20 protein-coding genes are annotated in these 21,085 nt (G+C 66.0%); 6 read left to right on the top strand and 14 right to left on the bottom strand.

Annotated features, from left to right (window positions below; all coding sequences use genetic code 11):
- Positions 1-29: 29 nt before the first annotated feature.
- Both AC56KW_RS10300 and AC56KW_RS10295 read right to left on the bottom strand, forming a co-directional pair.
- Positions 30-1,211: a tetratricopeptide repeat protein gene (locus AC56KW_RS10300; RefSeq protein WP_497170637.1), complete on the bottom strand. Its 1,182-nt coding sequence runs from the start codon at positions 1,209-1,211 to the stop codon at positions 30-32.
- Between the two features lie 225 nt (positions 1,212-1,436).
- Positions 1,437-2,693: a TIGR03862 family flavoprotein gene (locus AC56KW_RS10295; RefSeq protein WP_497170636.1), complete on the bottom strand. Its 1,257-nt coding sequence runs from the start codon at positions 2,691-2,693 to the stop codon at positions 1,437-1,439.
- A 140-nt stretch (positions 2,694-2,833) separates the two neighbouring features.
- On the opposite strand from AC56KW_RS10295, the gene AC56KW_RS10290 reads away from it, so the two are divergent.
- The 5 genes from AC56KW_RS10290 to dctP all read left to right on the top strand — a co-directional run bounded on the left by AC56KW_RS10290 (position 2,834) and on the right by dctP (position 5,874).
- Positions 2,834-3,232 carry a hypothetical protein gene (locus tag AC56KW_RS10290; RefSeq protein ID WP_497170635.1) on the top strand — a complete coding sequence of 133 codons (399 nt, stop codon included), beginning with the start codon at positions 2,834-2,836 and terminating at the stop codon, positions 3,230-3,232.
- Complete coding sequence (locus AC56KW_RS10285; RefSeq protein ID WP_497170634.1) at positions 3,229-3,432, top strand: helix-turn-helix transcriptional regulator; 204 nt, start codon at positions 3,229-3,231, stop codon at positions 3,430-3,432. The genes AC56KW_RS10290 and AC56KW_RS10285 overlap by 4 nt, the downstream gene beginning before the upstream one ends.
- Entirely contained in the window at positions 3,429-4,382 is a 954-nt protein-coding gene (locus AC56KW_RS10280) for an alpha/beta fold hydrolase (RefSeq protein WP_497170633.1), read from the top strand. The genes AC56KW_RS10285 and AC56KW_RS10280 overlap by 4 nt, the downstream gene beginning before the upstream one ends.
- Positions 4,383-4,396: 14 nt before the next feature.
- Positions 4,397-4,615 (top strand): hypothetical protein, encoded by a 219-nt coding sequence (locus AC56KW_RS10275; protein ID WP_497170632.1) that lies wholly within the window; start codon positions 4,397-4,399, stop codon positions 4,613-4,615.
- A gap of 218 nt (positions 4,616-4,833) precedes the next feature.
- Positions 4,834-5,874, top strand: coding sequence for a TRAP transporter substrate-binding protein DctP (gene dctP, locus AC56KW_RS10270; RefSeq protein WP_497170631.1), 1,041 nt, complete (start codon positions 4,834-4,836; stop codon positions 5,872-5,874).
- A 23-nt stretch (positions 5,875-5,897) separates the two neighbouring features.
- Here dctP and moaD read toward each other — a convergent pair whose 3' ends face one another.
- From moaD to AC56KW_RS10240, 6 genes are all read right to left on the bottom strand, one after another.
- Positions 5,898-6,155, bottom strand: a complete 258-nt coding sequence (gene moaD / locus AC56KW_RS10265) for a molybdopterin converting factor subunit 1 (RefSeq protein ID WP_497170630.1) — start codon at positions 6,153-6,155, stop codon at positions 5,898-5,900.
- Between the two features lie 7 nt (positions 6,156-6,162).
- On the bottom strand, positions 6,163-7,410 hold the full coding sequence (locus tag AC56KW_RS10260) for a molybdopterin molybdotransferase MoeA (RefSeq protein ID WP_497170629.1): 1,248 nt from the start codon (positions 7,408-7,410) through the stop codon (positions 6,163-6,165).
- Positions 7,410-8,885: a threonine synthase gene (gene thrC / locus AC56KW_RS10255; protein WP_497170628.1), complete on the bottom strand. Its 1,476-nt coding sequence runs from the start codon at positions 8,883-8,885 to the stop codon at positions 7,410-7,412. Before thrC ends, AC56KW_RS10260 begins: the two co-directional genes overlap by 1 nt.
- A 260-nt stretch (positions 8,886-9,145) precedes the next feature.
- Positions 9,146-10,534 carry an L-serine ammonia-lyase gene (locus AC56KW_RS10250; protein WP_497170627.1) on the bottom strand — a complete coding sequence of 463 codons (1,389 nt, stop codon included), beginning with the start codon at positions 10,532-10,534 and terminating at the stop codon, positions 9,146-9,148.
- An 86-nt stretch (positions 10,535-10,620) separates the two neighbouring features.
- Positions 10,621-11,583 carry an NAD-dependent epimerase/dehydratase family protein gene (locus tag AC56KW_RS10245; protein WP_497170626.1) on the bottom strand — a complete coding sequence of 321 codons (963 nt, stop codon included), beginning with the start codon at positions 11,581-11,583 and terminating at the stop codon, positions 10,621-10,623.
- A 33-nt stretch (positions 11,584-11,616) separates the two neighbouring features.
- On the bottom strand, positions 11,617-12,819 hold the full coding sequence (locus tag AC56KW_RS10240; RefSeq protein ID WP_497170625.1) for a glycine C-acetyltransferase: 1,203 nt from the start codon (positions 12,817-12,819) through the stop codon (positions 11,617-11,619).
- A gap of 223 nt (positions 12,820-13,042) precedes the next feature.
- Between AC56KW_RS10240 and AC56KW_RS10235 the strand changes: the two genes are divergently transcribed.
- Positions 13,043-13,618: a helix-turn-helix domain-containing protein gene (locus AC56KW_RS10235; RefSeq protein ID WP_497170624.1), complete on the top strand. Its 576-nt coding sequence runs from the start codon at positions 13,043-13,045 to the stop codon at positions 13,616-13,618.
- Positions 13,619-13,973: 355 nt separating this feature from the next.
- Here AC56KW_RS10235 and AC56KW_RS10230 read toward each other — a convergent pair whose 3' ends face one another.
- The 6 genes from AC56KW_RS10230 to AC56KW_RS10205 all read right to left on the bottom strand — a co-directional run bounded on the left by AC56KW_RS10230 (position 13,974) and on the right by AC56KW_RS10205 (position 20,967).
- Entirely contained in the window at positions 13,974-14,495 is a 522-nt protein-coding gene (locus AC56KW_RS10230; protein WP_497170623.1) for a hypothetical protein, read from the bottom strand.
- 42 nt (positions 14,496-14,537) lie between these two features.
- Positions 14,538-14,798 carry a transposase gene (locus AC56KW_RS10225; RefSeq protein WP_497170676.1) on the bottom strand — a complete coding sequence of 87 codons (261 nt, stop codon included), beginning with the start codon at positions 14,796-14,798 and terminating at the stop codon, positions 14,538-14,540.
- A 274-nt stretch (positions 14,799-15,072) separates the two neighbouring features.
- A complete protein-coding gene (locus tag AC56KW_RS10220) occupies positions 15,073-17,241 on the bottom strand; it encodes a prolyl oligopeptidase family serine peptidase (RefSeq protein ID WP_497170622.1) in 2,169 nt (722 codons plus the stop codon).
- 185 nt (positions 17,242-17,426) lie between these two features.
- Positions 17,427-18,866 carry a tetratricopeptide repeat protein gene (locus AC56KW_RS10215; protein ID WP_497170621.1) on the bottom strand — a complete coding sequence of 480 codons (1,440 nt, stop codon included), beginning with the start codon at positions 18,864-18,866 and terminating at the stop codon, positions 17,427-17,429.
- Positions 18,867-18,991: 125 nt separating this feature from the next.
- Complete coding sequence (locus AC56KW_RS10210) at positions 18,992-19,669, bottom strand: 3'-5' exonuclease (protein ID WP_497170620.1); 678 nt, start codon at positions 19,667-19,669, stop codon at positions 18,992-18,994.
- Positions 19,670-19,701: 32 nt separating this feature from the next.
- On the bottom strand, positions 19,702-20,967 hold the full coding sequence (locus AC56KW_RS10205; RefSeq protein WP_497170619.1) for an Hsp70 family protein: 1,266 nt from the start codon (positions 20,965-20,967) through the stop codon (positions 19,702-19,704).
- Positions 20,968-21,085: the final 118 nt, after the last annotated feature.

Genomic DNA, 21,085 nt, shown 5'->3' with positions numbered 1-21,085 from the left:
CGCGCGGCCGTTCGCTTCGCCCGGGTACGTCAGGGTTGCAGGCCGTAGCGATCGATGAAGCCTTTCACGCCGCCCGGATTGGCGGCCAGCCAGGTTTCCAGCGCCGGGCGATACCGTTGGCGGAACATGAGCAGCAGGATCGCCGCTTCCAGCTGCCCGTCCTTCGCCAGCGCCTGCATTTGCAGCAAGGCGGGATCGGTGACCGCCTCGCCCCCGGCTGCGGCGACTTCGTCCATGACTTTCAGGGCCATGCGCCATGACGCCAGCTCGATTTCATAGGGCGACCCCGCTTTTGCCGTATCGGTCTTGCGCGCATTGACTTCGCCCATTGCAAGCGCCAGCCGGATCGCCTGGTTCGGCGTCTTGCTCATGTCGGCGGTCGTCTTGTCGACATTGATCGTGTACTTGCCGTCCGCGCCCTGCACCACGCGCACGCCACGCTTGAACGCGAGCGCCTTGAGCGGCAGGCCGGCGGCGGCGCGCAGCCTGGCCAGCTTGCCCCAGCTCGGGCGTTGCGAAGGATCGGCCGCGATCGACGCATACAAGGCCGCTTCGGCCGGCGCGCGCCGGCGTTGCGCGAGCAGCGCGTCGGACAGGAAGCGCCATGCCTGCGCATTGTCCGGCTCGATCTCGGTCGCGCGCCGGAACAGCGTCTCTGCCCGCGCCCAGTCGCCCTGCACGAAGTAGCAGTCGGCGGCGCCGACCCAGGCCATCGACGCCTTCGGGTCGGCCTCCATCGCCGCCTCGTACCTGGCCAGCGCTTCCTTCGGCTTGCGCTGCGTGAACAAGGCTGCGCCTTCGGACAGCAGCTTGTCGGCCCTGGGGTTGGGCGTATGCAGGGGCGACAGGCCCTCGTCGTCCAGCATGCGCAGGACTTCGTGCGCGATCGGGTCGTCGGCAGCGAGCGCGCTCGCGCGCTCGGCCAGGTCGCGCGCCATGTCGCGCACCTGCCCGGCCCGGTCCTTCGGGGCCGTGCTGGACAGCTTGAACAGCAACCCGGCCTGCAGGGACAGCGGCAGCGAAGCCTTCGGATCGGCCTTCTGCGCAGCCGTGTATTTGTCCATCGCCTCCTGGTACTTGCCTTGTCCCTCGAGCAGGTGCGCGTCGCGGACCAGGGTGTTGCATGGTTCCGCGCAGTACATGGCGGCCGATGCGGCAGTGTTGATGAACGCGAGCAGCGCAGCCAGTGTCAGTACACGGAGGGGTTTCATGGAGGGCCAGGCGACAAAAGGCCCATATTATCCCCTCGCCCGGCCCCATGGCTCACCGAATGTCACACCGCGTCACGATTCACGTATTGCATCGGCCGGTCATGCGTTTTGCCGAGGCGCCGGACTTCGCGCTTGCCGGCCCGCACCCGCTCGCATGATGCCTGTACCGGCATGGTTCTCCCAAGCCGCGGGTGAACGCCAGCGCGAAGGAAGCATCCCGGCGCTTCAGGCGCGATCGCCTGCGCTCGCCAGCCAGGCCAGCACGTCGCGCCCGGCGGCGCGGCCACTGGCGAAACACGCCGTCAGCAGGTAGCCACCCGTCGGCGCTTCCCAATCGACCATCTCGCCCGCCACGAACGTGCCCGGCAGCGCGGCCAGCATGCTGGCCCGGTCCGCCAGGGCGCCGAAGCGCACGCCGCCGGCGCTGCTGATCGCCTCGTCGATCGGCCGGGTGCGCAGCAGCGTGAGCGGCAGGCGCTTGACGGCTTGCGCCAGGCGCGCGGGATCCGCATACGCGTCGCGCGACAGGCATTCGTGCAGCAAAGCGGCCTTGACGCCCTTGATCCCCAGCCGGCTTTGCAGGTGACTCGACATCGAGCGTGAACCGCGCGGCCGCGTCACTTCGTCGAACACGCGCCCGGCGTCGTGGTCGGGCGCAAGGTCGAGCCAGAGCGTGGCGCTGCCGTCGCGCGAAATCGCGTCGCGCAGCTGCGCCGACAGCGCATACACCAGGCTGCCCTCCACGCCTGCCTGCGTGATCACGAACTGGCCCTTGCGCCAGGCGATCTGGCCATCCTGGTCCTGATAGCCAGCGGCGACCGTGAGCAGCGGCGCGCCGGCGTGGCGGCTGCTGAAATGCTCGCTCCAGCCGGTGTCGAAACCGCAGTTGGCGGGGACCAGCGGGGTGACTGCGACGCCGCGATCGGCCAGCAAGGGAACCCAGGCGCCGTCCGAACCGAGCCTTGCCCAGCTGGCGCCACCGAGCGCGAGGATCGTGGCGTCGGCCTTGACCAGGCATTCGCCGTCCGGCGTCGAAAGGCGCAGCAAGCCATCCTGCCAGCCGACCCAGCGGTGGCGCATATGGAAGCGTACCCCGGCCTCGCGCAAGCGATGCAACCAGGCGCGCAGCAGCGGCGCCGCCTTCATCTCCAGTGGGAACACGCGGCCCGAACTGCCGACGAAGGTCTCGATGCCGAGGCCGTGAATCCAGGCGCGCACCGCGTCGGCGTCGAACCCGGCCAGCCAGCGCGCCACTTCCTCGCGCCGTGCGCCGTAGCGCCGCACGAAGTCGGGGTACGGTTCGGAGTGCGTAATGTTCATCCCGCCCTTCCCGGCCAACAGGAATTTGCGGCCGACGCTCGCCATCGCGTCGTAGACGTCGACCTGCACGCCGCCAGCCGCCAGCACCTCGGCCGCCATCAGCCCGGCAGGGCCGCCGCCGATCACGGCGACGCGCTGTGGAGTTTGGATGGACAGATTCATGACAGGACGCGATGCGGGGATGGAAGGACCCGCATTGTAGTCGAGTTTGGGCCCGTGGCGACCATGTAAAGGATGCTTGACATGGCGTCGGGAGCGGCCTACGATGTAAAGCATCCTTTACCACATGACGGGGGCTGCACATGAAGTCGACTACCCATGAGAAGCGGGTCGGCAAGGCATATCTGCGCGAATTGGGCGTGTCGCTTGCCGTGTACGCGGCCTTGCTGGTGGGGACGATCCGCTACGGCCGCCCGATGGACGACGGGCTGCTGCGCACCCTGGCCCTGCTGTCGCCGATGCTCGGCTTTTGCCTGATGCTGTGGGCGATCGCGCGCCACCTGAACCGGGTCGACGAATACCTGCGCCGCCATCTGCTCGAATCGTTCGCGCTGGCCGCCGCCCTCACCGCCGGACTGACCTTCAGCTACGGTTTCCTCGAGACCGCCGGCTATCCGCGCCTGTCGATGTTCGCCGTGTGGATGGTGCTTGGCGCGACCACCGCCGTGGTGAGCGTGGTGCGGGCGCTGCGCCAGCGATGAAGAACCGCATCCGCGCACTGCGCGCCGAACTCGGATGGAGCCAGGCCGAGCTGGCCGAGCGCCTCGACGTCTCGCGCCAGACCATCAATGCGATCGAGACCGGCCGCTACGACCCCAGCCTGCCGCTCGCCTTCGCCATCTCACGGTTGTTCGGCCTGCCGGTCGAAGCCATCTTCTCACCCGATCAGGAAACCGCATGAAACACACCTCCCTGCTGTTCGCGCTGGCCGCACTGGCCGCCGGCGCTGCTTCGACCGCGCCAGCCCAGGCCCAGCCCCCGGCCCAGCCTGCGCCAGTCGCCAACCGCTTCGCCGCCACCATCGAGCCCGCCGAACGCTTCGAATCCGGCACGCTGCTGGTCGAGCGCCACGGCAGCCGCGGCCGGCCCGTGATCCTGGTGCCAGGTCTTGCCAGCGGCCCGTGGGTGTGGCAAGAAGTGATCCGCCAGTTCAAGGACGAATTCACGCTGTACGTGGTCACCCTGCCCGGCTTCGACGGCCGGCCGGCGCCCGCGGGCGCGCCGTTCGAGGGTGCGCGCGCCGCCCTGCGCGGATTGATCGCCCAGCGCAGTCTCGACAAGCCGGTGATCGTCGGCCACAGCCTGGGCGGCACGCTGGCCTACGCGGTGGCCCAGGACCTCGGCAGCACCATCGGCGGCGTGGTCGCGCTGGACGGCTTGCCGGTCTTCCCCGGTACCGAGAACATGCCGCCGCAGCAGCGTCCGCAGGCCGCGATCAACGTGCGCACGCGGATGGCGGCCAGCCGGCCGGCCGCCTACGCCGCCGAGCAGCGCCAGTACATGCGCGGCCAGGGCGTACTCGATATCGGCAAGGCCGACGACATCACGCCGCTGCTGCTGCGCAGTGACCGCGAGGCGGTCGGCGCCTACGTGGCCGACCTGCTGGCGCTCGACCTGCGCCCGGGCCTGGCGAAAATCAGCGCCCCGGTGCTGGTCGTGGCCCCGTTTTACCAGTACGATGCGGCTCAGGATGCGCTGACGGTGAACGACAAGGTCGAGCACTACCGGATGCTGGTCGAAGGAATCCCCTCGGTCGAGGTGGTCCCGATCGCGCCGTCGCGCCACTTCCTGATGATCGACCAGCCGCTCGCGCTGGCCGGCATCCTGCGCCGTTATCTCGACCGTCGTTGAAAGGAGTCGTCTCCATGCGTCCAGCGTCACAACCCTACCTGCATTGGATCGGCCAGTATCTGCTGGCCGCCGGCACCATGTTCCTGCTGCTGTCCGCGATCGACCTGATGCGCGGCGACAGCCTGGCCGCGACCTGGGGCCCGACCCTGGCATGGTCTGCCGCAGCGGCGGCCATTTTCGTCGCCGCGCGCTGGCGTGCGGCCAGCCAGGCCATCTCCGACAAGTCGCGTTGACCCGAATTTTCTCCAGGGTGGATCAAGGCCGGTCCCGCCGGGCTGCGTAATACTGCGGCAGTGGCATGTGTATGCCTTTGTCATAGCTGCAATATTTCGCTTGACACGCTGTGTAGCAGGAATATTCTTGTACACGCCAATGTGAACGATGGCGCCCGCATAGACGAGGTGAGCCACGATTCATACGGTAGTCCGTTAAAACATCTTGGAGGATGTATATGTCGGTAGATAACAGGTCGTTCACGACCCGCAGGGCAATGCTGGGCGCGCTCGCGACCAGTCCGCTATGGATGCAGTCCGCCTGGGCGCAGCCGAACAATCTCAATATCTCGCACCAGTTCCCCGGCGGCAACATCGCCCGCGGCGACTTCCGCGACCGCCTGTGCCGCATGTTCGCGGCCGAGGTCGAGAAGCGCACGCGCGGCGGCCTGAAGTTTTCCATCCATCCCGGTTCGACCCTGATGCAGCCGAACGCCCAGTTCGGCGCGCTGCGCAGCGGCTCGCTCGATATGGCCCTGGTGCCGCTGTCGTATGCGGGCACCGAAGCGCCGGAGGCGAATATCGGCCTGATGCCGGCACTGGTCACGTCCTACGAACAGGGCTATGGCTGGAAGAACGCCCCGGTCGGGCGCGAACTGACGCGCATCCTGGGCGAACAGGGACTGGTCATCGTCAGCTGGATCTGGCAGGCTGGCGGCGTCGCCTCGCGCGGCGACCCGATCGTCACGCCCGAGGACGTGCGCGGCTTGAAGGTGCGCGGCGGCTCGCGCGAGATGGATATGCTGCTGCAGGATGCCGGCGCGACCGTCGTCAGCCTGCCGTCCAACGAAATCCACAGCGCCATGCGCAGCGGCGCGCTGGACGCGGCGCTGACGTCGTCCACGTCCCTGATCTCGTTCCGCCTGCAAGAGACGGCGCGCTCGCTGACCACGGCGCGCGGCGGTTCGTACTGGTTCATGTTCGAGCCGCTGCTCATGTCGCGCACCGTGTTCGAGCGCCTCTCCAAAGCCCAGCAGGACGCCATCGTCAAGGTCGGCGCCGACCTGGAGCAGTTCGCGATGAAGATGGCGCGCGTCGACGATGCGGCGGTGGTGTCGGTCTATCGCGGCGTCGGCGCGCGCGTGGTCGACCTCAATCCGGAGGCGCTGCGCGGCTGGCAGTCGGTCGCGCGTAACACGGCGTGGAAGGATTTCGCGGCGCGTAACAGCAATTGCGCGAAGCTGATGGCGTTGGCGGAGCAGTCGATCGCGGCGCTGTAAGGCACGGCGGCGCGTTCGACTGCTCAACCCCCGGTCACCGGCGGGAAAAACGCCACTTCGGCGCCGTCCTCGACCTGGGTATCGCCACCGCACATAACGTGCCTGTGGGCCATGCGCACTGACCGTTCCGGCGCCAGTGCCTCGGCCCAGGCGCCGCCGCGTGCGCGCAGCAGTTCGCGCACGCCGCCCACCGTCGTGACATCCGGCGGCAGTTCCAGCTGTTCCTGCCCCGTCCCCACCGCCTCGCGCAGCGCGGCGAAGTATTTCAAACTGATCTTCATGACTTTCCTAATGCTGTAGTTCGGCGAACGGAATGAAGCGTACCAGGTCGCCCGCCGCGATGCGGTTGCCGGCCGGGTTGTCGACCAGGCCATCGCCCCACACCGTCGAAGTGAGCACGCCCGAGCCCTGGTTCGGGAACAGGTCCAGCCCTCCGGCCGCGTTCAGGCGCACGCGCAGGAATTCGTTGCGGCGATCGCCCTTTGGCAAGTCGAAATCGGCGCGTACCGCATAGCCCTGCGGCTCGACCTGGCCCGTGACGCCCTGCAGCCGCAGCAGGAACGGCCGCACGAACAGCAGGAAGGTGACGAAGCTCGACACCGGGTTACCCGGCAATCCCAGAAAGAACGCCGATCCATTGTCGCGGCGCACCTCGCCGAACGCCAGCGGCTTGCCCGGCTTGACGGCGATCTGCCACATCGACAGGCGCCCTTCTGCCTCCACGGCCGGCTTGATGTGGTCTTCCTCGCCGACCGAGACGCCGCCCGAGGTGATGATCAAGTCGTTCTCTTTCGCCGCTTCCACCAGGGTGGCGCGGGTCGCCGCGAGCGAATCCGGCACGATGCCATGGTCGCTGATCTCGCAGCCGAAGTTCTCCAGCAGGCCACGCAAGGTAAAACGGTTCGAGTTGTAGATCGCGCCCGGCTTGAGCTGGTCGGCCGCCACCTCGCCCGGCATCGTCAGCTCGTCGCCGGTGAAGAACACCGCCACCCGCAGGCGCCGGCGCACCGGCAGGCTGGCCAGGCCGACGGATGCGGCCAGTCCCAGCTCCTGGCTGCGCAGGCGGCTGCCCGCCGGCAGGATCACGGCGCCGGCGCTGATGTCCTCGCCCCTGCGGCGGATCCATTCGCCGGCGCGCGGCGCATGGTGGATGGTGACGCTGTCGCCGACCGCCTCGGCCTGCTCCTGCATCACGACCGCATCGGCGCCCGGCGGAATCAAGGCGCCGGTGAAGATGCGCGCCGCCGTGCCGGGTTCCAGTGCGTGGCCGACGCTGCCGGCCGGGATGCGCTGGCTGACCTTCAGGGTCGCGCTGCCGCCCGCGCAGTCGTCGGCGCGCAAGGCGTAGCCGTCCATCTGCGTATTGTCGGCCGAGGGTACGTCGATCGTCGCCAGCTGGTCCTGCGCCAGCACGCGGCCGTTGGCCTCGAACGTCGGCACGGTCTCGACCTGCTCCACGGGACGCGCCGCCGCGAGCAGGAAGTCGAGCGCCTCGCGCACCGACAGCATCGGCGCTTTCTGTACCGGTGCGCTCATCACAGCCCCGTGCGTTCGGCGATGTAGGCCTTCATCAGGCGCACATCGGCTGGCATGACATCGAAGCGCTGCGGCAGCGCTTCGATGTCCTCGAAGCCGGCGGGACGCTCGGCGTTCTGGCCCAGCGCCTCGAGGATCGTCTCGTTGAACTTGGCGGCCAGCGCGGTCTCGAGCACGATCATCGGCACACCCGGCGCCAGGTGCTCGCGCGCCACCTTGATGCCGTCGGCGGTATGGGTGTCGATCGTGATGCCGTAGTCGTCGGCGACGTCGCGGATCGTGGCCAGGCGGTCGGCATGGGTCGAGCGGCCCGACTGGAAGCCGTACTTGTCCACGTGCTTGAACTCGTCGCCATCGCTGCCCGGCGCGCCGGACAGGTCGAAGCCGCCGTGGGTGTCGACCTTGCGGAACAAGGCATGGGTGCGCTCGGCGTCGCGGCCCACCAGTTCGTAGACGAAGCGCTCGAAGTTCGAGGCCTTCGAGATGTCCATCGACGGGCTGCTGGTGTGGAAGGTCTCGGACGACTTGCGCACGCGGTAGACGCCGGTGCGGAAGAATTCGTCCAGCACGTCGTTCTCGTTGGTGGCGGCCACCAGCTTGTCGATCGGCAGGCCCATCATGCGCGCGATGTGGCCGGCGCAGATATTGCCGAAGTTCCCCGATGGGACGGTGAACGACACTCGTTGATCGTTGCTGGTCGTCGCCAGCAGGTAGCCGCGGAAGTAGTAGACCACCTGGGCCACGACGCGCGCCCAGTTGATCGAATTGACGGTGCCGATCTTCTGGCGCACCTTGAATTCGAGGTCGTTCGAGACGGCCTTGACCAGGTCCTGGCAATCGTCGAACACGCCTTCGACCGCGATATTGAAAATGTTCGGATCTTGCAGGCTGAACATCTGGGCGGTCTGGAAGGCGCTCATCTTCTTGTGCGGCGACAGCATGAACACGCGCACGCCGCGCTTGCCGCGCATCGCATATTCGGCGGCGCTGCCGGTGTCTCCCGAGGTGGCGCCGAAGATGTTCAGCTCATCGTTGTTCCTGGCCAGCGCGTATTCGAACAGGTTGCCCAGCAACTGCATCGCCATGTCCTTGAAGGCCAGGGTCGGGCCGTTCGACAGCGCCTGCAGCACGAGCTTGCCTTGCGGGCCGTCTTCGAGCACGCGCAGCGGGGTGATCTCGGTGGCCGCTTCGTCGGCGCGCGCATTGCGGAAGACGTCAAGCGTGTAGGTGCGCGCGGTCAGGTCCTTCAGGTCGGCGTCTGGGATGTCGGTGGCGAACTTGCGCAGGATTTCATAGGCCAGCTCGGCGTAGGACAGCTTGCGCCAGGCGTCGAGCTCGGCGCCCGTGACCTGCGGATACTCGGCCGGCAGATACAGGCCGCCGTCCGGGGCCAGGCCGCCTAACAGGATGTCGGAGAATTGCTGGGGATTGCGTGCTGCGGACGCGCTGGTCGCGCGGGTGGACACATAATGCATACAGTTTGAAGATCCGGTTGGCTCACGTTGAAACTTTATTATAGTAGGAGCCGGGGAAAATGTATGCTGTGCTGCAAAAAACTCTATTCGGGAAATAAAATTGGGCGGTGGGGGGCGGTACGCCGGGATTCCCGCCTTTCGCGGGAATGACGTGCATCTGCCGGCGCTGAATCATTGGCCGGCTCGTCGCACCTGCGCGCCTGAAGACGGTCATTCCCGTGCAAGCGGGAATCCAGGACCGGCGCGCAGCCACGACCGCTTCAGCACGCCGCGTGGTTGACGGTCACAACGTGGATCGCCAGCCCGCCCAGCGACGTTTCCTTGTACTTGACCTGCATGTCGGCGCCGGTCTGGCGCATCGTCTCGATCGCGCTGTCGAGGCTGACGAAGTGCGTGCCGTCGCCCTTCAGCGCCAGCGAAGCGGCGGTGATCGCCTTGATCGCGCCCATGCCGTTGCGCTCGATGCAGGGAATCTGCACCAGCCCCCCGATCGGGTCGCAGGTCATGCCGAGGTGGTGCTCGATACCGATCTCGGCGGCATTCTCGATCTGCTCGTTGCTGCCGCCGAGCGCCGCCACCAGCCCGGCGGCAGCCATCGCGCAGGCCACGCCCACTTCGCCCTGGCAGCCGACTTCGGCGCCCGAGATCGACGCATTCTTCTTGCACAGCATGCCGATCGCGCTGGACGCCAGCAAGAAGTCGCGCACGCCGCGCTGCGGATCGATCGGGCGGCAGTCCTCGGCGTAGTAGCGCAGCACCGCCGGGATGATGCCGGCCGCGCCGTTGGTCGGCGCGGTGACGACGCGGCCGCCGGCCGCGTTTTCTTCATTGACCGCCATCGCGTACAGGCTCACCTGCTGTACCGCGTCGTGCGGCAAGGCGTTCAGCGGTTGCTGCTGGGTTTGCTGGGACTGCTTCCACAGGCCGGCCGCGCGCCGGCGCACGTTGAGGCCGCCGGGCAGGCGACCCTCGGTCTTGAGGCCGTGGCAGATACAGTCGCGCATCACGCGCCAGATGTTGTCGAGGCCAGCGTCCAGTTCATCGCTGCTCATGCGCGTGCACTCGTTCGCGCGCAGCATGTGCGGGATGCTCAGGCCGTTGTGGCGGCCGTGCTCGAGCAGCTGGGCCATCGTGTCGAAGGCATACGGGACGGGGGCCGCGGTGCTCTCGGCCGCGCGCGCCTGGCCCTCGCCGGCCGCGGTGATGAAACCGCCCCCGACCGAGTAATAGATGCGCTCGATGATGCTGCCGTCCGCCAGGTTCAGCACGAAGCGCATGCCGTTCGGATGTTCGGGCAGGGTCGAGGCCTTGTGCCAGACCAGGTGCGTCCTGGCGCTGAACGGGACTGGTTTGCTGCCGAGCAGGTACAGGACGCCGTCGAGTTCAGCTTCGGCGAGCTTGTCCTCGACCGCGACCGGATCGACGCCCTGCGGGGTCTCGCCCATCAGGCCGAGGATGACGGCCTTGTCGGTGGCGTGGCCGACGCCGGTCAGCGCCAGCGAGCCGTACAGGTGGGCTTCGACGCCGACCGCCTGTTCCAGCAGGCCGCATTCGAGCAGGAAGCGGCGCGCGGCCACCATCGGGCCCACGGTGTGGGAGCTCGAGGGGCCGATGCCGATCTTGAACAAATCAAAAACGCTCATGTCCATGGTTGTCTCGCTGGTCTTTGTTCTTATAAAGTGAATCGGCCTGGCGCGTCGAGGCGGCAGGCCGTTGGATGCTCGGTGTGCGAAGCTTAGGCCGCGACGCCCAGCCCGACGTCGATATTCTTCAACATCGAATCGACCATCTCGTCGACGCCGATGCGCGACTTCCAGCCCCAATCGGCATTGGCGCGGCTATCGTCGAGGCTCTTCGGCCACGAGTCGGCGATCTGCTGGCGGCTGTCCGGCTTGTAGTCGATGCAAAACTGTGGCAGCGCGATCGAGATCGCGGCGGCCAGTTCGCGCGGGTTGAACGACACGCCGGCCACGTTGTACGACGAGCGGATCACGACCTGTTCGGCTGGGGCCTCCATCAGCTCGATGGTGGCGCGGATCGCATCCGGCATGTAGATCATGGGAAGCGTGGTGTCCGGTCCCAGGAAGCATTCATAGGTCTCGCCGCGCAGGGCCGCGTGGAAGATCGCGATCGCGTAGTCGGTGGTGCCGCCGCCCGGGGGCGATTTGTAGCTGATGATGCCCGGGTAGCGGATGCTGCGCACGTCGACGCCGTATTTGCTGTGATAGTACTCGCACAGGCGCTCGCCGGCCAGCTTGCTGATGCCGTAGATCGTGGTCGGATCCATGATCGTGAACTGCGGCGTGTTCTCGCTCGGCGTGTTGGGGCCGAAGGCGGCGATCGACGATGGCCAGAACACTTTCAGCGGCTTGCCGGCTTCGCCGCGTTCGCGCGCGATCTCGAGGATGTTCAGCAGGCCGTCCATGTTCAGGCTCCAGGCCTTCAAGGGCGCTTTTTCGCCGGTGGCCGACAGCATGGCCGCCAGCTGGTAGACCTGGGTGATGTCCTCGTTTGCCACCAGGCGCGCGAGGCTGTCCTTGTCCAGCACGTCGAGGACGGTGTAGCGCGCGGCGCCGTACAGGTTGTTGGCGCCGATGTCCGAGGCGATCACGTTCTGCGCGCCGTGCTTGTCGGCCAGCGCGCTGACCAGTTCACTGCCGATCTGGCCGTTGGCGCCGATGATGAGGATGCGTTCCATGCTGTCGATTCCTTGATGCTGAGTTATTCTTGTTCAGTTCTTGATAATGCCGAGTTCCTTGCCGGCCTGCTCGAAAGCCTTCAGCACGGTGTCGAGCTGCGCGCGGGTGTGGGCTGCCGAGAGCTGCACGCGCACGCGCGCCTGGCCCATCGGCACCACCGGGTAGAAGAAGCCCGACAGCAGCACGCCCAGTTCGAACATGCGCGCCGCGAACTTCTGTGCGACCGGCGCCTCGAACAGCATCACCGGCACTACCGGGTGCGTGCCCGGCTTGATGGTGAAGCCGATGCGCTCGATCTCCTTGCGGAAGTAGGCGGTATTTTCATGCAGCCGGTCGCGCAGCTCGGTCGACTTGGAGATGCGCTCGAGCACCGCCAGCGAGGCGCCGGCAATCATCGGCGCCAGCGTGTTCGAGAACAGGTAAGGACGCGACTTCTGGCGCAGGGTCTCGATCACTTCTTTCCTGCCCGAGGTGAAACCGCCCATCGCACCGCCCAGGGCCTTGCCGAGGGTGCCGGTGATGATGTCGATCTTGCCGATCACGCCGCAGTGCTCGTGGGTGCCGCGGCCAGTCGCGCCCATGAAGCCGGAGGCGTGCGATTCGTCGATCATGGTCAGCGCGCCGTACCTCTCGGCCAATGCGACGATCTTGTCCAGCCGGGCGATGGTGCCGTCCATCGAGAACACGCCGTCGGTGACGATGACCTTGTGGCGCTTGCCCGCTTCGGTGGCGGCGACCAGCTGCTTCTCGAGGTCGGCCATGTCGTTGTTGGCGTAGCGATAGCGCGCGGCCTTGCACAGGCGTACGCCGTCGATGATCGAGGCGTGGTTCAGGGCATCCGAGATGATCGCGTCGTTCTCGTCGAACAGCGGTTCGAACACACCGCCGTTGGCGTCGAAGGCGGCCGCGTACAGGATGGTGTCTTCGGTGCCGAGGAACCTGGACAGCGCTTGTTCCAGTTCCTTGTGCACGGTCTGGGTGCCGCAGATGAAACGCACCGACGACAGGCCATAACCGTATTTTTCCAGCGCGGCCGCCGCCGCCTGCTGCGTTTCCAGGTCGCCCGACAGGCCCAGGTAGTTATTGGCGCACATATTGATCAAGGTACGGCCGTCCTGCGCAACCACTTCGGCGCCCTGGCGCGAGGCCAGCACGCGCTCGGGCTTGAACAGGCCATCTTCGTTCAAGGTGGCGAGTTTTTGCTGCAGGCTGCTGTAGAAAGCTTGATCGCTCATGGTGTTCCCCTGTTCCCTGGTGGTGTGGGCAGACCGGCGGCTTGACCGGCGGTCGGCGGATGTTGTACCGTTGGCTTGTTCGATGTAGAGAACTAGTTCGCTATCTCGAACAGAAATTCGATATATCGAATCTTACGCCCAGCCAATGAACTTGGCAAGCGGGTCGACATATCCTTATAAATAATTTGAATCAGGCAATACCTGACAGGCACGCACACGGAAAATGAGCACCACTCTAACAAATAATGCACCTCCAGAAGTTGGCGCGACGCTGCAACGCCTGCGGCTGGCGCGCGGCCTGACGCTGGAAGACCTGTCGCGTATCGCCGGCGTATCGAAATCGATGCTGTCGCAGATCGAGCGCGAGAAGGCCAATCCGACCATCGCCATCACCTGGCGCCTGGCCAATGCGCTTGGGGTACAGATCGGCGAACTGCTGTCGTCCGAGGTGCGTACCGCCGACCTGATCCGGGTGGTCGACGCCCACGAGATCCCTACCCTGCCCGGCGCCCATGCCGGCTACTCCCTGCGCATCCTGGGTCCGATGGACCTGGCGGGCAAGTACGAATGGTATGAGCTGACCCTCGCGCCGGGCGGAGAGCTGGCGTCGCAGGCGCACGACCCGGGCACCGGGGAACATTTGACGGTCATCACCGGGACGGTCGAGCTGGAAGTGGGGAACGAAAAAAGGAAGGTGCGGCACGGGGCGACGGCGCGCTATCCGGCCGACCAGAACCATGTGATTCGCAATACAGGCAAGGCCGAGGCAAAGGCCGTCCTGGTAGTCGTGCACCGGTGAACAAAATCGATGATGCCCCTCTCTTTTGCAAGCTGATTTTGCGTGAGTGAGTACGGCTTGCTTGAATCTACCCGGCGCCTGGTAGGGACTTGCTCCACGCCACGATGAGGATCGCTCCTGCCGGACCTTGAAAAGGCGCCCGGCTTACTACAGCCGATTGAATAGTTAACAAGGTAGCAACTGCATTGCCATTGAAGCGCTTGACCTAGTTCTTGCATCGCGCATGCAAGGCATCCACGTTATTTCGGATCGATCGCGCCACCCGCCTTGATCCCGGCGCGCAGATCGACCGCTCGTCCGCTGTGCCTGCATGCTTCGAGACCCGGTTAGTAGCGGCCGGATCGCTGACCGGTCTTTATATCTGACAATGGTGGTTCAGTTGTCTTGCTTGTAAATGCTTACTGGCCCAGCTCCTTAAAGTTTTTAGCGTTTTCAAGTCCGACGTCAGGAAACCTTGGGCGTCATGCTGTTCATTATCAACAGTACCGAATACACCGGGGAATTTATTGCCGGCGTCGCTTATCAGCATGGTGAACACCGAATCATCTTTCAAATGTAGATTGATTATGGTGCGCAAGCGAAATCGGTGGGGGCCTTTGTCTGATAATTTGACGCCATCCCGAAGAATTTGAATTAACTCCACATTCTCCTTGGACCCTTCCTTGGTGAGATAATTACAGCCGTTTTGTACGATCTGCGCTTGTGAGACGGGAGCATAGGTGTCGATATGCAATCCATAGAACCCGATGGATGCGCGCTTTACTTCTTCAGGCCTTGGCAAGGTGGTAATAGTATCGAGCGCTAACGCCGAGGAGCATGGCACCATGATGCAAACTGCGAATAAAATCGAGGCGACCTGGGTTTTGAGGTATATCATAATTCATGACTTCAATAGTGTTTGGCTGAGTACCGAGCAATATCATCCTTGCATTACCGATAGCCAGCTCATATGCCAACCAAAGCGTGTAATCTGATAATCCGACAATGGCATATATTGCAAACAGGGTAGCCAGGCGGTCCACTTGCGCAGACGAGCCAGCTGCATGTTCTTCAACGCACTGAATCGGCGTCGGCAGGCCAGGCAGCGCCAGCGCTGCACGCCGCTGGCCGGACCGCAACGATGAACGCTGGCACACTCGCAATGAAGACAGCATCGTGTGCCTGCGGACTTGGCGAACAGATGGCGGCACTCTCCAGGGTGGCAGTCGCGGCGATCCAGGCATCCAGCCTGGCCACTTCGTCAGTATGCAAGTGCGGCGACGTCAGCCGGCTAATATTTCTTTGAAGACCAAGCCTTGCATCATTGTCACCTGATGAGTTACCTCGAAAGTGACCGAGACTGGTACGGATGGCAATGGTTCGCATGATGCACGCGAACACTGCCAAAAAAGGCTGCCGGGTCACCCGGCGGCCATCGCGGCGGCGCCCGGCGCGACGCCGGGCAACCCTGATGTTCAGTGCGCGCCGCCCACCGTCTTGGCCGTATCACCCATCTGCAGCTCACGCGACAGGAAGCCCCAGCGATCGGCGACTTCCTCGATCTGCTTGCCGGTCGGCTTGCCGGCGCCATGGCCGGCCTTGGTATCGATGCGGATCAGGATCGGCGCTGCGCCAGCCTGCGCAGCCTGGGCCGCGGCCGCGTACTTGAAGCTGTGCGCCGGCACCACGCGGTCATCGTGGTCGGCCGTGGTGACCATCGTCGCCGGATAGCAGGTGCCCGCCTTCAGATTGTGCAGCGGCGAGTACTTGACCAAGGCCTTGAACTCGTCAGGGTTTTCCGACGAACCGTAGTCCGAGGTCCAAGCCCAGCCGATGGTGAACTTGTGGAAACGCAGCATGTCCATCACGCCCACGGACGGGATGGCCGCCGCGAACAGGTCCGGACGCTGGGTGGTGGCCGCGCCGACCAGCAGGCCGCCGTTGCTGCCGCCGCCGATCGCCAGCTTCTTCGGCGAGGTGACCTTGTTCTCGATCAACCATTCGGCCGCGCTGATGAAATCGTCGAATACGTTCTGTTTTTGCAGTTTGGTGCCGGCCTGGTGCCAGGCTTCGCCATATTCGCCACCGCCGCGCAGGTTGGCCAGCACGTAGACGCCGCCCATTTCCATCCAGGCCAGGTTGGCCGGCGAGAAGCTCGGGGTCAGCGAGATATTGAAGCCGCCATAGCCGTACAGATAGGTCGGATTCGCGCCGTCCAGCTTGATGCCCTTTTTCGACACGATGAACATCGGCACCTTGGTGCCGTCGCGGCTCGTATAGAACTGCTGGCGGGTCTCGTAGTCGGCCGGGTCGAAGGCAACCTTCGGCTGGCGGAACACGGTGCTTTCGCCAGTCTTGAGGTTCAGGCGGTAGATCGTGGTCGGGTTGGTGAAGCTGGTGAACGAGTAGAAGGTCTCGGTATCGTCGCGCTTGCCCGACAGGCCGCCGACGGTGCCGATGCCGGGCAGCGCGATCTCGCGTACCGGCTTGCCTTCGAGCGTGACCACGCGCACCACGCTCTTCGCATCCTTCAGGTACTCCAGCACGAGCTGGTTGTTGACGATGTCGGCGCCGGACAGGGTGTCGGCGCCCTCGGCGACGATTTCCTTCCAGTTGTTTTCCGATGGTTTGCTCAGGTCGATGGCGATGATGCGTTTCTTCGGCGCGTTGCGGTCGGTGCTGAAGTAGAACACGGAGCCAACATTGTCGATGAAGTCGTAGCCGGCGTCGAAGTTGTCGATCAGGTCGACCACTTTCGAATCGGGCTTCGACAGATCCTTGTACGAGACGCGGTATTTCGGCGCGGTGCCCTTGGTCGTGGTGATGAGCAGGTAACGGCCGTCGTCGGTCGTATGGCCGCCGAAGCCCCATTCCTTCTGGTCGGCGCGGTCATATACCAGGGTGTCGGCGCTTTGCGGCGTGCCGATGCGGTGGAAGTACAGCTTCTGGAAGTAGTTCACGTCGGCCAGCTTGGTCGCTTCTTTCGGCTCGTCGTAGCGGCTGTAGAAGAAGCCCTTGCCATCCTTGGTCCAGGCGGTGCTCGAGAACTTGACCCACTTGATGTGGTCTGGCAAATCCTTGCCGGTCTCGATGTCGCGCACCTTGATCTCGTTCCAGTCCGATCCCGAGGCGGCGATGCTGTAGGCCAGCAGCTTGCCGTCCGGGCTGACCTCGGCGCCGGCCAGGGCGACGGTGCCGTCGGCGGCCAGGGTATTCGGGTCGAGCAGCATGCGCGGCTGGTCGTTCAGGTTCTTCAGGGTGTACAGCACGGCCTGGTTCTGCAAGCCGTCGTTGCGGGTGTAGAAGTAGCGCCCCCCCTCCTTGCCCGGCACGCTGTAGCGCTCGTAGTTCCAGAGCTGGGTCAGGCGCTGGCGGATCGCTTCGCGTTGCGGGATCTGCGCCAGGTAGGCCTGGGTCACCTTGTTCTGGGCGTCGACCCACGATTTCGTCTCGGCGCTGTTGGCGTCCTCGAGCCAGCGGTAGGGATCGGCCACCACGGTGCCGTGGTAGTTGTCGGTCTGGTCGACCTTCTTGGACACCGGGTAGGTCGGCGAAGGGCCGACCGGCGAGCAGCTCTGCGCCGTTGCCGGTGCGGCGAAAGCGGTAGCCAGGACGGCGGCGAGCGTGGCGAGTCTCATGTGCATAGTGTTCTCGGGCTGTTTGATGATGGGGTAGGCTTGTGGCCGCAGGGCATCATAGCGCGAAATGACATGCTTGGGTATGGCCGGGCAAGCCGCTGCGGCGCAGGTACCGGAACGCTTATTTACGGCGCATCTGACAGGCATGCCCGCGCGCAGACACGGCCCGCCAGCGCACCCGCCGGTCTCCATCAGTACACGCGCGACCATGCTGCCCGCATGTGCCCGGGCAGCCGGCGCGGACTCATCCTGGACGCCAGCCAGCGCACCACCAGCGTTCGCGCGCGGCGCTGGTCGGCCGGGCTCAGCGAGGCGGCATAGTCGTTCGCCGTCACGCTGGCCGCGAGCGCGACGGCGCCCGGCGCAGCCTTCTCGAGACCCTTGCCCTGCCGCGCCAGCCAGGCCCACATGCAGGCGCGCACCGGGTCTTTCACGAGGCCGCGTCCGGCCGCGTACAGCCCGCCCAGGTTATGCTGGGCCGGCGCATGGTCTTGCCGCGCCGCGGGGCGGTGCCAGTGGGCGGCCAGCACATCGTCGCGCGGCACGCCGTCGCCGCTGGCATACATGGCGCCGAGATTGTTCTGCGCGCTGGCGTCGCCCTGCCGGGCCGCGAGCCGGTACCATGCGACGGCCTGGGCCGGGTCGCGCGGCACCCCCTGCCCCTTGGCGTACAGCAGGCCCAGCGCGAACTGGGCATTGGCGGCGCCGCCCTCGGCGGCGAGCAGGTAGAACTCGAGGGAGCGCACCGGATCGCACGGCACGCCGCAGCCACCGGCCAGCATGCGCGCCGCCTGGTACCCGGCCTGCACATGGCCCTGGGCGGCGGCTTGCAGGTAGCAGCGCAGGGCGCGCGCGCTGTCGCACGGCAGGGCGCCGGACAGAAGGCCGCCCAGCGCGAACAGCGCCTCGCGCTCGCCATTGGCCGCCGCGCGTTCGAGCCACTGGATGGCCAGTGCCTGGTCGGGTCCGGCGCCGCAGCCTTCGGCATAGGCCAGGCCCAGTTGGCGCTGCGCGCAGGGATCGCCCGCTGCGGCCGCATGGCGGAGCCAGTACAGGGCCTGCGCCGGACTCGGCGCCACGCCCTGCCCGCGCGCGTACATCTGCGCCAGCTGCACCTGAGCGGCGACATGGTCTTGCATCGCGGCCTTGCGGAACCAGGCCATCGCCAGCGGATGGTCGACGCCCACGCCGCGCCCGTGAAGATAAGCTTCGGCCAGCCGGGCCTGGGCGCGCGCCATGCCTTGTTCGGCAGCCCGGTAGAACCAGCCGATCGCGGCCTTGTGCGACCTGGGCACCCCGCGCCCCCTGCAGTACAACATCCCGAGGTTGTGCTGGGCCGAGCGGTCGCCCTGCAAGGCGGCGCGGCGGAACCACTGCGCCGCGCGCGATGCGTCGCGAAGCACGCCGCGGCCGTTGTAGTACATGGCGCCGAGGTGGTTCTGGGCATAGGCAAGGCCGCGTCCGGCAGCGCGCGCCATCCAGGCGGCGGCCTGCGCATCGTCGCGCGCCACGCCGGCGCCGCGCAAGTAGAGCTGCGCCAGGTTGAACTGGGCGTAGGGGTCGCCGTCCAACGCCGCGCGGCGAAACCACTCATAGGGGTAGGTGCCCTGGCGGGCCGCATCCTCGCTCATCGAACATCCTCTCGCCGGTCGCCGCTCGGACCCTTGTTAAAATTTTAAGGAGCGCGAGTGAATCGGGATTTGCGACCGCACAATCGGACGTTCAACGGCGCGCCGATCGCGCCGCCAGGGACGGCTCAGACCGCGACGGCGGGTGCGGCTGCCGCGGCCGCACTGCGGCGCTCGCGCACGGTGGCCGCGTACTTGTCGAGGAAAGCCGGGATCTTGGCGGCCGCGACCTTGTTGATCGAGACCAGCAGCGCCGGCTCGACCTGTTCGATCCCGCAGGCGCGGCCGAGGTGGCGCGCGGCGTGCAGCAGCACGTCGGCGGCGACCTGGGCGTCGGCCTCGGCGCGGTGGGCAGTGCCGCGAAATTCAATGCCGAGCTGCTGCGACAGCTGGCCCAGCCTGTAGCTGGCCAGGCCGGGGAACAGGCGCCGCGACAGCTTCAGCGAGCACACCAGGCCGGCGTGCGCGGTGGCGCGGCCAAAGCGCGCGCCTTCGGCCTTGAGGAACTTCTCGTCGAAGCTGGCGTTGTGCGCCGAGAGCACGTCGCCGCCGATGAAGTCGAGCAACTCAGGCACCACCTGGTGCGCCGGCGGCGCGCTGTCCACCATCTGCTGGGTGATGCCGGTCAGCTGGGTGATGAAGGACGGGACCCGCACGCCGCAGTTGACCAGCGAGACATAGCGCTCGGTCACCTCGCCGCCGACGATGCGCAGCGCCGCCACTTCGGTAATGCGGTCGCCCATCTCGGGCGACAGGCCGGTGGTCTCGAAGTCGAGCATCACCAGCGGTCGATCGTAAATACTCATCCTTCTTTTCCCTATTGTGTGCTGACCGGGCGTCAGCCGAACTTGCGCAGCGCGTCCAGCGCCAGGCCGGTGCCGATGCTGCCGAACAGGTCGCCTTCGACGCGGCGCGCGCCAGGCACCATGGCGCCGATGCGCTCGCGCAGCAGGCCGACGCCGCTCGAACCGCCCGTGAAGAAAACCGTATCCACCTGGTCGGGCGTGACGCCGGCGTCGGCGAACAGCTTGCCAACCGTGGTCGCCACCTGGTCGACCAGCCCGGCGATGGCCGCCTCGAACTGCATGCGCGCGACGTCCAGTGTCTCGGGCGGCGCCAGGCGATCGAGCTGCAGGCGCACCATGTCGGCGTCCGACAGCGCGATCTTGGCCCCCTCGACCTGGATCGCCAGCCAGTGGCCGGCGCGGTCGTCGATCAGGTTCTGCAAACGTGCGATTCTAGCCGGTTCGGCCGCATCGCGCGCCAGGTCGGCCAGCTGTGACACGCTCTTGCGCGTATACGCCTGGTTGATCGTGTGCCAGGTCGCCAGGTTGAAGTAATAACTGGACGGGATCGCGGCGCCCGAGCGCAGCTTGCTCCCGTAGCCGAGCAGCGGCATCACGCTGGCCAGGCTCAGGTACTTGTCGAAATCGGTGCCGCCAATATGGACGCCACCGTTGGCCAGGATGTCGTCGCGCCGGTCCAGGCGCGCCGCGCGCTGTGGTCCCAGGCGCACCAGCGAGAAATCCGAGGTGCCGCCGCCGATGTCGGCGATCAGCACCAGTTCTTCGCGGTCGATGCGCGCCTCGTAGTCGAAGGCGGCCGCGATCGGTTCATATTGGAAGCCGATGTCCTTGAAGCCCACCGAGCGCGCGATCTCATGCAGGGTGTCCTCGGCCAGCCGGTCGGCTTGCGAGTCGTCGTCGATGAAGAACACCGGGCGGCCGAACACCGCGCTGTCGAAGGCGGCGCCGGCCTGGTTTTCCGCGCGGCGCTTCACTTCACCGATGAACTGGGCCAGCAGCGCACGAAATGGCAGGGAGCGGCCGGCGACCTCGGTCTGGCCGTCGATCAGGCTCGTGCCGAGCAGGCTCTTGAGCGAGCGCATGAGGCGGCCCTCATAGCCTTCAAGGTATTCGGCCAGCGCCGCGCGGCCATAGCTGACCCGCTCGTCGTCGGCGTTGAAGAACACCACCGACGGCAAGGTCTGCTTGCCGTCCTCGAGCGCCAGGAGCGCCGTCGGGGCGGAATGCGTCGTGCCTGGCCGGAGCCAGCCGACAGTGGAGTTGGACGTGCCGAAGTCAACGCCGCAAGCGTGCGCCATAGGAACCTTTATATCGAAGGGGCGGTATCGTACCAGATTCCCCGCCGCTTGTATTCCCTTCAGGCCGTCTGACTCCCCTGTAAGCGGCCTCTTACATTCACACGGCGGCGCTACCGAT

The sequence above is a fragment of the Telluria sp. RT2P19 genome (assembly GCF_059685725.1).
The sequence above is the reverse complement of the archived record's forward strand: the minus strand, read 5'-3'. Positions and strand labels throughout refer to the sequence as shown.